Raw genomic sequence first — 12,595 nt, forward strand, 5'->3', positions numbered from 1 at the left:
CGGGCGCAGGGCGGGGTCACCGGTTCTCGTCGCGCGCGCCTCCCGCGCCCCCGCCCACCACCGCGTCGGGTGAGGACTCACCGGGCCGGGGCAGCAGGTCGGCGACGCCACCGCCCACGTCGTTGGCGCGGAGCAGGAACGGGCGGGTCCGGGTGTAGCGGATGGCGGTGAGCGAGCAGGGGTCGGCCTGGATCCGCTGGAACTGGTCGAGGTGCAGGCCCAGGGCGTCGGCGACGATCGCCTTGATGACGTCACCGTGGCTGCACACCAGGTAGGCGCTGTCGCCGTCCGGCGCCTGCAACCGCCGGTTCCAGTCGCGTACCGCGGCCACGGCCCGGTGCGCGGTCTCGGCCAGGCTCTCTCCCCCGGGGAAACGCGCGGCGCTGGGGTGGGCCTGGACGACCTCCCACAGGGGTTCGCGGGCCAGCTCCGTGAGCGGGCGGCCGGTCCAGTCGCCGTAGCGGCACTCGCCGAAGCGCTCGTCGGTGACGACCTCGCCGACGGAGGGGTTGGCCGCGGCGACGGCCTCGGCGGTCTCGCGGCAGCGTTCGAGCGGGCTGGAGACGACGGCGGCCAGCCGCAGGGAGCGCAGGCGCGTCGCGAGCGCGGCGGCCTGGGCCCGCCCCCGTTCGTCGAGGTGCACTCCCGGGGTCCACCCGGCCAGGGTGGCCCCGGTGAGCTCGGTGAGCCCGTGACGGACCAGCAGCAACGTGACCGAGCCGGTGGGGGAGGTGTCGGCGGAACGGCCGTCCGGGGTCGGGGACCCGCCGGGACGCGGGTGCTCAGGGGTGCCCATGGTGGCCCACCCTAACAAGGGCCCGGCCGCCGCGGAGCGGGTCCGCGGCGGCCGGTGAGAGGGAGGGGCTCAGGCCCCGGGAACCTGCCCGGCGGGCGCCTGGTCGCCGTGGATCACGAGCGGATCGTAGGGCTGGCCGGTGTAGGGGTCGATCGGCAGACCGGTACCCGGGTCGATCTGGACCAGTTCGCCGGTGACGGGGTCCTTGTGCTGGCCGGTCTCGGGGTCGCGGGCCAGGCCGGTCTCGGGGTCGATGGGCCAGCCGGTGACGGGATCGGTGCTCACCGAGGCAGACGGGCTGGGCTCGACCGAGGGGCTGGGCTCGGGCGAGGGGGTGGAGTCGGCCGGCGCCTCCTGGGAGATGGTGACCTCCTCGCCACCGACGCCCTCGGCCTCGGCGCCGCCGGAGGGGTCGAGCTTGCCGAAGCTGACCAGGGTCAGGATGAGGATGCCCAGCGCGATGCGGTAGTAGACGAACGGCATGAAGCTGTTGGTGGAGATGAAGCGCATGAACCAGGCGATGACGGCGTAGCCGACGCCGAAGGCGATGACGGTGCCCACGAGCGTGGCGCCCCATCCCGCGTACTCGTTGCCGCCGATGTCCTTGAGCTTGTAGACGCCGGAGGCGAACACGGCGGGCATCGCGAGCAGGAAGGCGTAGCGGGCCGCGGCCTCACGCTTGAAGCCCATCAGCATGCCGCCGGTGACGGTGGCGCCGGAGCGGGAGACGCCCGGGACGAGCGCGAGCATCTGGAACAGACCGTAGGTCAGGCCGCGTCCGACGGTGAGGTCGGTCAGCTCCCGGTGCTTGCGGCTGTAGTGGTCGACCACGCCGAGGATCACACCGAAGATGATCAGGGTGAGCGCGGTCAGCCGCAGGTCGCGGAAGAAGCTGTCGATGGGCTCCTCGAACAGCAGCCCGGCGATACCGATGGGCAGCGAACCGAGGATGACGTACCAGCCCATGCGGGCGTCGATGTGCCGCCGCAGGTCCTTGCGCACCAGGGAACGGGTCCAGGTGGACAGGATGTTCCAGACATCCTTGCGGAAGTAGATCAGCACGGCGAGCTCGGTACCGATCTGGGTGACCGCGGTGAAGGCGGCACCGGGGTCGGGCCACCCGGAGAAGGCGGCGACGACCCGTAGGTGACCGCTGGAGGAGATCGGCAGGAACTCGGTCAGTCCTTGGACTAGTCCAAGGATGATGGCCTCGAAGATGGACACGGCGGGATTGACTCCTGGCAGTCGGTTTCCATGGCGGGGATCGCGCCCGGGAGGCGTCGCCTCCCGGCCGGCCGATTCCCGCGCATCGACGCGGCGGCCGGGCAGGGACCGGGGCAGGGCGAGCCCCGCGCCCCGGGAGGATCACGCGGGCCGGCTCGTCGTGCAGGGGGCAGACCAGGGCAGCTTACTCTGACCGTGGAGGGCTCGACTGCGGCGTGGACGGAGATGCGGGTGGGGAGATCAACCCAGAAAAACCGCAGATCGAACTTCATACGCATTTGGGACATCCCATAGCCACTCGTGATTCACCCACCGCTCCCATCCCGCGGAGCGCGCGAGAGGGTACTCTCCGCGCCATGGAACAGCGACAGGTGGGCGGTTCAGGACTGTGGGTGTCGCGTATCGCCCTGGGCACCATGACCTGGGGCAAGGACACCGAAGAGGAAGAGGCCGCCGATCAACTCGCCGCCTTTGTGGATGCGGGCGGAAGCCTTATCGACACCGCCGATATTTACAGCGGCGGGCACAGCGAACGCATCATCGGACGGCTCCTGGGCACGGTCGTACGCCGCGACGATGTGATCATCGCCACGAAGACGGGGCACGCCCCCGACCACCACCGCCGTTACGACACCTCGCGCCGGCATCTGCTCGCCTCCCTGGACGCCTCCCTGCGCCGGATGCAGACCGACCACATCGACCTGTGGCAGCTCCACGTCCACGACCCCTGCACCCCGATCGAGGAGACACTGGCCGCGGTCGACACCGCCGTCGCCTCGGGACGGGTCCGCTACGCCGGCGTCGGCGACCTCGCCTCGTGGCAGTTCGCCAGGTACGCCACCTGGCAGTCCGCCGGACGCGGTGCCGGGCGCACCCCGATCGTCTCGGCCGGCGCCGAGTACTCCCTGCTCAACCGCCGGGTGGAGAACGACCTCGTGCCGGCCCTGACCGACTGTGGCGCGCACCTGATCGCCTGGTCGCCGTTGGGCCGGGGCGTCTTGACCGCCAAGTACCGCAACGGGGTGCCCGGCGGGTCCCGGGGCGCGCTGCCGCACATGGCCGCCTACGTCGAGCCCTACCTCGACGGACGCAGCAGCCGCGTCGTGGAGTCGGTGTGCACCGCCGCCGAGGGACTGGGGGTCTCCCCGCTCGCGGTGGCGCTGAGCTGGGTGCGCGACCAGCCGCGGGTGGCCGCGGTCTCGGTCGGCCCGCGCACGGCCGCGCAACTCGGCGACATCCTCGCCACCGAGAACGTCCGGCTCCCCCGCGAGATCCGCGAAGCCCTCAACGACGCCTCCGCCCCGCACTGACCGAAACCCCGGACGCGCCCCGGAACACGGACGGCAGGGCCCCCACCCGACGCGCGGGCGCCCCGGCGGCGGGCGGCGTCCCGCCCCTCCCCAGGCTCGCTAAGCTCACCGGACGGGCGTCCGTCCGGCGCCCACCCAGTCCGTTTCCCGAGGAGAGGTGCGCTTTCCGTGGCCGACCCGTCATCGTCTCCGTCCCCCTCCGGCGCGGCCGGGCCGGGCGGCGCCGGCCCCCTCGACCGGGCCCGGACCGCGCTGGCCGCCGTGGGCGCGCCCGAGCGGCTCGCCGGACCACTGGTGGCCGCGCTCGGTCCCGGCGCCGACCAGGCCCTGTCCGCCGATCCCTGGCGGCTGCTCGACGTCGCCTCGGTGACCCCTGAGCAGGCCGACTACTGCGCGCGCCGCGCGCTGGGCGAGGCGGCCTCCCCCGACGACCCGCGCCGGGGCCGGGCCCTGGTCCGTCACCTCCTGCGCCGGGCCGCGCGCGAGGGGCACACCGCGCTCCACCGGCCGCGCCTGGAGGGCGCGCTGCGCGCTCTGGGGGTGCGCTCGACCGGGCCCGCGGTGCAGGCGGCGCTGGAGAGCGGCGACGTCGCGGACTTCGAGGTGCTCCCCGAGGGCGACGACGACTTCGAGGACGACGAGGTGCCGGAGCTGCCCGACCCCGAGCACCACCTCGCCCTGGCCGGCCTCGGCGCGGCCGAGCAGCGCCTGGGCGCGGGACTGACCCGGCTGATGGGCACCAGCGAACCGATCATGGACTCCGCGACCGCCGCCGAGACGGTCGAGGCGACCGCCCTGCGGCTCGGCCTCGACGTCCCCGCCGAGGTGACGGCGGCGCTGGTCACCGTCGCGTTGCGCGGCGTGTGCGTGCTGCCCCACGGCGCGGGGGCGCGGTCCGCGATCGCCACCGTGGTGGCCTGCGCCGCCGCGATCGGCACCGACAGCGAGGTCGGCTTCGCCGTGGCCGCCCCCACCGCCTCGGCCGCCGCGGCGCTGCGCGCCCGGCTGGGCGACGCCGGCGTCGAGGTCGCCTCGGTGCCGGAGCTGCTGGAGACCCGTGGCCCCGACGAGCGGGGACGCGACGCGCAACGGCCGATCGAGGCCGGGCTGGTCGTCGTCACCGGCGCGATGGCGCTGGACGTCGAGGCGGCCGCCGCGCTCGTCGCCGCCTGCGCCGACGGCACCCACCTGGTCCTGGTGGCCGACCTCTCCGAAGCGCCCTCGGCCGGCGCCGGACAGGTCGTGGCCGACCTGGTCGCCTCGCGGACGGCCGCGGTGGCGCCCCTGCCCGCCGACCCCGGCGGGGACCCCGTCGCCGAACTGGCCGGCCTGGTCGCCGAAGGGGAGCTGGCAGAGGTCGCGGCGCCCGGCCACGAGGTCGTCGTCGTCCCCGCGGCCTCGGCCGGTGAGGCCGTCCACCGGACGGTGCAGCTGCTCACCGACTCGATCCCCCGGGCGTTGGGCATCGCGGCGCACGACGTCCAGATCCTCACCCCGACGCGCGGCGGCGAGGCCGGCGCTGACGCGCTCAACACGGTGTGCAAGGCGCGGCTGAACCCCGGCCCCGGCGCGCATCGGGGGCTGGACCCCGGCGACCGCGTGCTGCTCGCCGGCCACGGCCCCGGCTACGGTCCCGGCGAGGTGGGCGTGCTGCGCGAGGTGAGCGGCGAGGGCGCCGGCGTGGAGCTTCCCGGCGGGCGCGCGGTGACGGTGACCGAGGCGTCCCACCTGCGCCCGGGCTGGGCGATCCCGGTCGCGGCGGCGCACGGGAACGAGTGGCCGGCGGTGATCGCGGTCTACCCGCCCGACACGCGGGCCTCACGCCCCCAGGTCTACACCGCGCTGACCCGGGCGAGCCGGCACGTGTCGATCGTGCAGGCGGCCGGACCGGCGCTCGGCGAGGCGGTGCGCGAGGTGGCGCGGGTCCAACGGCACACCCGGCTGACGGCCGTCCTGCGCGAGGGGTGACCGGCGCCCCGCCGGCCGCCGTCCCCCGGGACGGCGGCCGGCGGGGCCGAGCCGTCAGATCCGGTCGACGAAGCCGCCGTCCACGACCAGGTTGGCGCCGGTGATGAAGGAGGCCGCCGGGCTGGCCAGGAACGCCACCGCGCGGGCGACCTCCTCGGGCCGGCCCAGACGCCCCATGGGGATGGCCGAGCGGATCGACTCGTAGAAGTCCGGGGCGTCGGTCCTCCGCCGCGCCCAGCCGCCGCCCTCGAACTCGATCGGCCCCGGCGAGACGGTGTTGACGCGGATGCCCTTGGCCGGCAGGGTACGGGCCAGCGAGGCGGCGTAGTGGTTCAGCGCGGCCTTGACCGGCCCGTAGGCCTTGGGGCCGGAGGGCGGGCCGGTGTGCAGCGCCGAGGTCGTGGAGATGAGCACGATCGAGCCGCCCCGCGACGACGCGGCCAGGTAGGGCTCGGCGTACTCGCACATCCGCACGAACGGCATGAGGTCGGTGGCGACGTTGCGCTCCCACTGGTCGGGGGTCGCGCTGCTGCCGGCCGACACGTTGGAGACCAGCACGTCGATCCCGCCCAGGCCGGTGGCGGCGCGGTCGACGAACCCCCTCAGCGCGGCGGGATCGGCGACGTCGAGCGCCTCGGCGATGACGGTCCGGCCGGTTCCGCGCAGCTCCTCGGCCGCCTGTTCCAGCGGTTCCGCGGAGCGGGCGCAGATCGCCAGGTCCGCTCCCTCCCCGGCGAACACCCCGGCGATCGCCCTGCCGATGCCGCGGCTCGCCCCGGTGACGACCACCCTCGCACCGTCGAGTTCCAGGTCCATTCCCCTGCGCTCCCCCTACGTCGCCGATCCTGTCCGCGCCGCGGGCGCCCATCCCGGGGATGGGCGCCCGCGGCGCGCGTGATGCGGGACAGCCTACGCCCCCATGGCGTGGAAGCCGCCGTCGACGTGCACGAGTTCGCCGGTGGTCGCCGGGAACCAGTCCGACAGCAGCGCCACGACGGCGCGGGCCGCGGGCTCGGGGTTGGAGACGTCCCAGCCCAGCGGGGCGCGCTGCGGCCAGGACTCGGCGAGGTCACTGAACCCGGGAATGCTGCGGGCCGCCATGGTGCTGAGCGGACCGGCCGAGACCAGGTTCACCCGGACCTGCTGTTCGCCCAGGTAGCGGGCGAGGTAGCGGGCGGTGGACTCCAGGCCGGCCTTGGCGACGCCCATCCAGTCGTAGACGGGGTAGGCGACGGTGGCGTCGAAGTCCATGGCGACGACCGACCCGCCGTCCTTCATCAACGGCAGCACCGCCATGGTGAGGGACTTCAGCGAGTAGGCCGAGGTGTGCAGCGCGGTGGCGACGTCCTCCCACTTGGTGTTGAGGAAGTTGCCGCCCAGCGCCTCCTGCGGGGTGAACCCGATCGAGTGGACGACGCCGTCGATGCCGTCGACGTGCTCGCGGATGCGGTCGGCGAGGCTGTCCAGGTGGCCCTCGTCGGTGACGTCGAGCTCCAGCACCGGCGGCTCGCCCGGCAGGCGCTTGGCGATGCGCTCGACCAGGCTGAGCCGGCCGTAACCGGTGAGCACCACGGTGGCGCCCTGCTCCTGGCAGAGCCGGGCCACGTGGAAGGCGATGGAGCTGTCGGTGATCACACCGGTGACGAGGATGCGCTTACCCTCAAGGATTCCCATGAAGTCGTCGTGTCCTGTTCTCGAAATCGTTGGAGTCCGGCGCCCCGTCCGTGGTGCGCCGGAGCGAGCGGAGGCTAGTGGCCCATCCCCAGGCCGCCGTCGACGGGGATGACGGCGCCGGTGATGTAGGCGGCGTCGGGTCCGGAGAGGAAGCGCACCGTCTTGGCGATCTCCTCGGCCGACCCGTAGCGGCCCAGGGGGACGTTCTTCTTGATCTCGGCCTGACGCTCCTCGGACAGCGCCGCGGTCATGTCGGTCTCGACGAAACCGGGGGCCACGACGTTGACCGTGATGTTGCGGGAGCCCAGCTCGCGCGCGAGGGAGCGGGCGAACCCCACCAGGCCCGCCTTGGAGGCGGCGTAGTTGGCCTGGCCGCCGGAGCCGAGCAGACCCACGACCGAGGAGATGAGGACGATCCGTCCGGTGCGCTTGCGCATCATGCCGCGCACCGCGCGCTTGGCGACGCGGAACGACCCGGTGAGGTTGGTGTCGAGGACGGAGGTGAAGTCCTCCTCGCTCATCAACGCGAGCAGCTGGTCCTTGTTGACACCGGCGTTGGCGACGAGCACCTCGACCGGCCCCTGCTCTTCCTCGACCGTCTTGAAGGCCGCGTCGACCTGGGCGTAGTCGGTGATGTCGCACTGGACGCCGAGGAAGCCCTCGGGTGGTTCACCCGACCGGTAGGTCACGGCGACGGCGTCACCGGCCTGCTGGAGTTCTCGGGCGATGGCCAAGCCGATCCCCCGGCTGCCGCCAGTGACCAGAACCGAGCGGGACATGTGAAGGGCACCTCCGGAAGAAACGCTGCCGTGCTGTCGACGACTTAGTGAAGAACGGACAGCAGGGTATCCAGCTACCGGCCGGTACTCCCAACCGAGGGGACGGGCAGACGGGAAGAAAAAGGACATTTTCCGCCCCGTCCGCCCGCTCCTCAGACCCTGGCCATACGCTCCAGTCCCCCCTCGACGAGGACCGGGACGGCCGCGCCGATCCGGTCGAAGTGCTCGCCCACGGTCTGCCCCTGGCTGAAGCGGTAGTGGATCCCCTCCAGGATCACCGCGAGCTTGAAGAACGCGAAGCCGACGTACCAGCCCAGCGCCGAGACGTCCCGGCCGGAACGCTCGGCGTAGCGGGCGACGAGCTCGTCGGTGGTGGGGTGGCCCGGCGCGTCGCGGACCGTGCTGACCCCGGTGTCGGGGGGCAGCTCGCGCCCGCTGTAGGCGACGATGAGCGCGAGATCAGTGAGCGGGTCGCCGAGCGTGGACATCTCCCAGTCGAGCACCGCGCTGATGCGGTCGCCGCCGTCGACCAGCACGTTGTCCAGCCGGTAGTCGCCGTGCACGATCGTCGGTCGCGGCGAGGTCGGCAGCGCGGCGGCGAGCCGGTCGTGGAGCTCGTCGATGCCCGGCAGCTCCCGGCTGCGCGAGGCCGCGAGCTGCTTGCTCCACCGCCGCAGTTGACGTTCCAGGAACCCCTCGGGGCGGCCGAAGTCGGCGAGACCGACCTCGGCGGGGTCCACCGCGTGCAGGTCCACCAGGGTGTCGATCAGCGACAGCACCACGGCGCGGGTGCGTTCGGGGCCGAGCGCGCGCAGCTCCTCGCTGCTGCGGTAGGGCGTGCCCTCGACGAACTCCATGACGTAGAAGCGCGCGCCGATCACCTCGGGGTCCTCGCACAGCAGCACGGTCCCCGGGACGGGGACGGAGGTGCCGGCCAGGGCCGAGATCACCCGGTACTCGCGGGCCATGTCATGGGCTGTGGGGAGCACGTGCCCCAGGGGCGGGCGGCGCACCACCCAACGGCGCCGGCCGTCGGTGATCGCGTAGGTGAGGTTGGAGCGTCCACCGGCGATGACGTTTCCGGACAGCTCGCCGTCGACCAGTCCCGGCCGTTGGGCGTCGAGGTACTCCCGAAGGCGCGCGAGGTCGAGTCCCGGCGGGTTCGTCACAGCCATCACTTCTCCTGCCTGACCGCCCGACGCGCGGTTGCGCCCGCGGCCCGGCGGAGTCCGTACGGTCACCGCGACCGACCGTCCGGTATCGACGTTCGGCCGTAGCGCAATATACCCCAGAGAAATTCAGCGAAAAAGCAAAGATGACCATTGACATACCATCCGGTCGGTTTCAATCTTTCTCCATAGCTCGAAGTGACGCGGGACACACCCGTCCGTTTCCTGATCTCCCCTCCATCGGGAAGGCCCCATGAGCGCATCCCCCTCCCCCCAGTCCCCGACCGATCCGCCCGCGATCCCCGTCGACGTGCGGACCCGCCGCATCGTCGCCGGCGCCGCCGCCGCGACCGCCACGGTCGAGTGGTACGAGTACTTCGTCTTCGGCGTCGCCGCCGCCCTGGTCTTCGGCTCCCTGTTCTTCCCCGCCTTCAGCCCCGTGGCCGGCGTCCTCGCCTCCTTCGCCACCTTCGCCGTGGGCTTCCTGGCCCGCCCGATCGGCGGCATCCTCGGCGGGCACCTCGGCGACAAGTACGGCCGCAAACCCACCCTGGTGTGGGCCCTGATCGGCATGGGCCTGGCCACGACCCTGATCGGGCTGCTGCCCTCCTTCGCCACCGTCGGGGTGCTCGCCCCGATCATCCTCGTCGTGCTGCGCCTGGTGCAGGGCGTCGCCGTGGGCATGCAGTGGGGCGGGGCGACCCTGCTGGCCACCGAGTACGCCCCGCCCGGCAAGCGCGGCCTGTACGGCAGCCTGGTGCAGATGGGCGTGCCGATCGGCCTGGTCGCCGCCTACGCCGTGTACTTCGCGGTCAGCTTCCTGGTCAGCCCCGAGGCGTTCGTCGTCTGGGGCTGGCGGATCCCGTTCCTGCTCGGCGTGTTCGTCCTGGTGCTGGCCTGGCTCATCCACCGCCACGTCGAGGAGACCCCCGAGTTCCGGGCCGCCGCCGCGACGGGCGGACGGCGTTCCCCGCTCCGCGACGTGCTGCGCTCCCACAAGGTCACCGTGCTGCTGGCCGGGGGTTCTTTCGCTGTGAACCACGCCGCTTTCTACATTTTGGTGACCGGGATTCTCGACTATGCCACCCGGGAACTCGGGATGGCCCGCAACGCGGTGCTCCTGGTCGCCCTCGGGCTCAGCCTGGTGCAGCTGCCGCTGATGCCGTGGGCGGCGTCGATATCGGACCGGATCGGCCGGGTCAGGGTCTACGCCTTCGGGATCGCCGGACTGCTGGTGTGGGCGATCCCGCTGTTCCTGCTGGTGGACACCGCCAACATCTGGATCATGGCCGCGGGCATGCTCGGCTGCGGGATCTTCCTGAGCATCATGTACGCGCCGCAGGCGGCCCTGTTCGCCGAGCTGTTCGAACCGGAGGTGCGCTTCACCGGGGCCTCGCTCGGCTACCAGATCAGCTCCGTGGTGGGCGGCGGGTTCGCGCCCTTCGCCATGGTGCTGCTGCTCGACGCCTTCGGCACCTCGCTGGCCGTCTCGGGGTACCTGATGGTGCTGGCCGCCATCGCCCTGCTGTCGGTGTGGCTGCTGGTGCGCCGCCGCGCCCACCGCGAGACCGCCCGTCCGGCCTGATCCTCGCCGGGACCCGTGGCCGCTCCGTGGCGCTCCGGCCCGCCGGGGCGCCACCCGAACGCCCCGGCGGCCCCGCGACCGGACGTCCCCTTCGCGCCCGGGCCGGGGCGCGGAGGGGGCGTCACACGCTTTCGCCCCGCCCCCTGACGGAACACGGGAAGACCGGCCGTCGGGGGCGCGGGGCGTGCCCCGGGCGTCTCCCAGGGGCGACCGGGAGCCACGGCTCCCTACCCGCCCGGCGGCGCCGCGTCACAGCGGCGCGGGCGGCGTCCCCGGACCACGCGGCGGGGGAAGGTCTCCACGCCCCGTCTCCCTTTCCCGCGGATCGGGGAACAGCCCTCTGGAGGGAGGCGCACCACGGTCGCGCCCACGGCGCGGCCGGCCTGGTGCCGGCGTGCCCTCGGCCGCCGGGGCGGTCATGCCCCCTCCGTCGCCGCCCTGCCCGCGGTGTCGGCCCTGCGTACCGCGACGACCACCAGGAGGAGGAAGAGGATCCAGCCGGCGCCCGGCACGGCGAGGACGGCCGCGCCGCCGGCGCCCGTCACCGCCTGGACGACGGCGATGACCCCGCTGACGATCCCCGCGACCAGGGCCGTCTGGGCGGCCCTGGTCAGCCAGGGGGCCGCGGCCCGGTGCCCGGCCCGCCAGGCGGCGTCGGAGGAGAGCGTGGTCCGCGTCCTGATCCCGACCATGGGGTTGCGCTCCAGCTCCCCCTTGGCGGCCGACCTCGCGACGGCCAACAGAACCCCGGCCGCCGTCAGGAGGCCGACGGCCAGGCTGACGATTCCGATCAGGTGTTCCATGTGCCGCCCTCCGCGCGTTCCCTCCGCCCCGGTTCCCGCCGGCGACGCCCCTCCCGTGCTTCCGGGGTGGAACGGCCTGTGTACCACGGACGGCCCATAACGGGACGTTGCCCCCAACCCCCGCCCCTGGGCGTGGCATCGGACGGGCCATGGCCGGGACAGAGGGCTGGGCGGGACTCCCGGAGCGCGCCCTCGCCCTGCGGGCCTGTGGGCCGCCTTCGACCACCACCGTCCCGAGCGGCCGGGGAGCGCCGGCGGAACGGACGGCGCGAGCCCCGCGCACCGCCCCTGGCTCCACGCGCAGCCCCCATCCCCGGCCCACGGACCGTCCCCATGAGGGCGGAGCCGGGGACCACTGGGGAAGGGACGGCGCGGGCCGGCGCGCCGGCCGCACCAACGTGCCCGCGCGGATTCCGGCTGACGCGGCAGGAAAGACGGGGAAATAGCCTGGCACCGCCGCCGGGGTGATGGCGCCGCGGCCGAGAGTGTAAGGAGACGAGCGTGGCGGCGGAACAGTACGACGAACTCGGCGCGGAGTACGCCGAGCACACGGCGTCGAGCCCGGCCAACGCCTACTACGACCGGCCGGCGATCCTCGCGCTGGCGGGTGACGTGGCGGGCCGGCGGGTGCTGGACGTCGGCTGCGCGGCCGGCCACCTGTCGGCGCGGCTCGTCGAGCGCGGGGCCGAGGTGACCGGGATCGACGTCAGCCCGGTGATGGTGCGGCTGGCCCGCGAACGCTGCGCCCGCGTCGCCGGCGGCCGGGCGGAGTTCCACCGCGCCGACCTGGCCGAACCGCTCGACTTCCTCCCCGACGGCTCCTTCGACCTCGTCACCGCCTCGCTGGTGCTGCACTACCTGGAGGACTGGGTACCGCCCCTGCGGGAGCTGCGGCGGGTGCTGCGACCGGGCGGCGCGCTCGTCATGTCCGTCCACCACCCCGGCGAGGACTGGCACTGGTTCGACCGGCCCGACTACTTCCGCACCGAGATGGTCACCGACGAATGGCCACTGCCCAGCGGCCCGCGCGAGGTCCATTTCTACCGGCGCCCTCTCAGCAGCGCGTTCAGCGCGCTACGCCGGGCCGGCTTCGACGTCGACCAGTTGGTCGAACCCATGCCGTTGCCGGAGTGCGCGCAGGCCGACCCGCACTGGTACACCCTGCTGACGACCCGCCCCAGATTCCTCTACTTCCGAGCCGTCAACCCGCGACGCTGAGACCGGGAGCCCCGGCCGGAGCCTCTCCAGGCCGAGAAACCATCGGCTGCCGGGTGGACAAGGCCACCA

The 12,595-nt window shown here is 73.4% G+C and carries 11 protein-coding genes; 4 read left to right on the top strand and 7 right to left on the bottom strand.

The window, feature by feature from the left end; translation table 11 throughout:
- Nucleotides 1–16: 16 nt before the first annotated feature.
- Nucleotides 17–796 (bottom strand): histidine phosphatase family protein, encoded by a 780-nt coding sequence (locus ACYVHU_RS22390; protein ID WP_498949433.1) that lies wholly within the window; start codon nt 794–796, stop codon nt 17–19.
- Nucleotides 797–865: 69 nt separating this feature from the next.
- On the bottom strand, nt 866–2,020 hold the full coding sequence (locus tag ACYVHU_RS22395) for an undecaprenyl-diphosphate phosphatase (RefSeq protein ID WP_078763799.1): 1,155 nt from the start codon (nt 2,018–2,020) through the stop codon (nt 866–868).
- A gap of 356 nt (nt 2,021–2,376) precedes the next feature.
- On the opposite strand from ACYVHU_RS22395, the gene ACYVHU_RS22400 reads away from it, so the two are divergent.
- Both ACYVHU_RS22400 and ACYVHU_RS22405 read left to right on the top strand, forming a co-directional pair.
- Entirely contained in the window at nt 2,377–3,330 is a 954-nt protein-coding gene (locus ACYVHU_RS22400) for an aldo/keto reductase (protein ID WP_078763800.1), read from the top strand.
- 168 nt (nt 3,331–3,498) lie between these two features.
- Entirely contained in the window at nt 3,499–5,298 is a 1,800-nt protein-coding gene (locus ACYVHU_RS22405; RefSeq protein ID WP_078763801.1) for a helix-hairpin-helix domain-containing protein, read from the top strand.
- 54 nt (nt 5,299–5,352) lie between these two features.
- Here ACYVHU_RS22405 and ACYVHU_RS22410 read toward each other — a convergent pair whose 3' ends face one another.
- The 4 genes from ACYVHU_RS22410 to ACYVHU_RS22425 form a co-directional block, all read right to left on the bottom strand.
- A complete protein-coding gene (locus ACYVHU_RS22410) occupies nt 5,353–6,114 on the bottom strand; it encodes an SDR family NAD(P)-dependent oxidoreductase (RefSeq protein WP_078763802.1) in 762 nt (253 codons plus the stop codon).
- Between the two features lie 93 nt (nt 6,115–6,207).
- Nucleotides 6,208–6,972, bottom strand: a complete 765-nt coding sequence (gene fabI / locus ACYVHU_RS22415) for an enoyl-ACP reductase FabI (protein WP_078763803.1) — start codon at nt 6,970–6,972, stop codon at nt 6,208–6,210.
- 74 nt (nt 6,973–7,046) lie between these two features.
- Complete coding sequence (locus ACYVHU_RS22420; RefSeq protein ID WP_432939962.1) at nt 7,047–7,751, bottom strand: beta-ketoacyl-ACP reductase; 705 nt, start codon at nt 7,749–7,751, stop codon at nt 7,047–7,049.
- Between the two features lie 152 nt (nt 7,752–7,903).
- On the bottom strand, nt 7,904–8,926 hold the full coding sequence (locus ACYVHU_RS22425) for a phosphotransferase family protein (RefSeq protein WP_498949436.1): 1,023 nt from the start codon (nt 8,924–8,926) through the stop codon (nt 7,904–7,906).
- A 247-nt stretch (nt 8,927–9,173) separates the two neighbouring features.
- On the opposite strand from ACYVHU_RS22425, the gene ACYVHU_RS22430 reads away from it, so the two are divergent.
- Nucleotides 9,174–10,505, top strand: coding sequence for an MFS transporter (locus tag ACYVHU_RS22430; RefSeq protein WP_078763806.1), 1,332 nt, complete (start codon nt 9,174–9,176; stop codon nt 10,503–10,505).
- Between the two features lie 416 nt (nt 10,506–10,921).
- Here the strand turns inward: ACYVHU_RS22430 and ACYVHU_RS22435 are convergent, their stop codons facing one another.
- Nucleotides 10,922–11,308: an SdpI family protein gene (locus tag ACYVHU_RS22435; RefSeq protein ID WP_078763807.1), complete on the bottom strand. Its 387-nt coding sequence runs from the start codon at nt 11,306–11,308 to the stop codon at nt 10,922–10,924.
- A gap of 501 nt (nt 11,309–11,809) precedes the next feature.
- On the opposite strand from ACYVHU_RS22435, the gene ACYVHU_RS22440 reads away from it, so the two are divergent.
- Nucleotides 11,810–12,526, top strand: a complete 717-nt coding sequence (locus tag ACYVHU_RS22440; protein WP_498949437.1) for a class I SAM-dependent methyltransferase — start codon at nt 11,810–11,812, stop codon at nt 12,524–12,526.
- The last annotated feature ends 69 nt before the right edge of the window (nt 12,527–12,595 follow it).

Source organism: Marinactinospora endophytica (assembly GCF_054780875.1).

Excerpts from the sequence above, each read along its gene's own strand:
- ACYVHU_RS22390 (WP_498949433.1), bottom strand. The coding sequence starts at position 796 with ATGGGCACCCCTGAGCACCCGCGTCCCGGCGGGTCCCCGACCCCGGAC.
- ACYVHU_RS22400 (WP_078763800.1), top strand. The coding sequence starts at position 2,377 with ATGGAACAGCGACAGGTGGGCGGTTCAGGACTGTGGGTGTCGCGTATC.
- ACYVHU_RS22410 (WP_078763802.1), bottom strand. The coding sequence starts at position 6,114 with ATGGACCTGGAACTCGACGGTGCGAGGGTGGTCGTCACCGGGGCGAGC.
- fabI (WP_078763803.1), bottom strand. The coding sequence starts at position 6,972 with ATGGGAATCCTTGAGGGTAAGCGCATCCTCGTCACCGGTGTGATCACC.
- ACYVHU_RS22420 (WP_432939962.1), bottom strand. The coding sequence starts at position 7,751 with ATGTCCCGCTCGGTTCTGGTCACTGGCGGCAGCCGGGGGATCGGCTTG.
- ACYVHU_RS22425 (WP_498949436.1), bottom strand. The coding sequence starts at position 8,926 with ATGGCTGTGACGAACCCGCCGGGACTCGACCTCGCGCGCCTTCGGGAG.
- ACYVHU_RS22430 (WP_078763806.1), top strand. The coding sequence starts at position 9,174 with ATGAGCGCATCCCCCTCCCCCCAGTCCCCGACCGATCCGCCCGCGATC.
- ACYVHU_RS22435 (WP_078763807.1), bottom strand. The coding sequence starts at position 11,308 with ATGGAACACCTGATCGGAATCGTCAGCCTGGCCGTCGGCCTCCTGACG.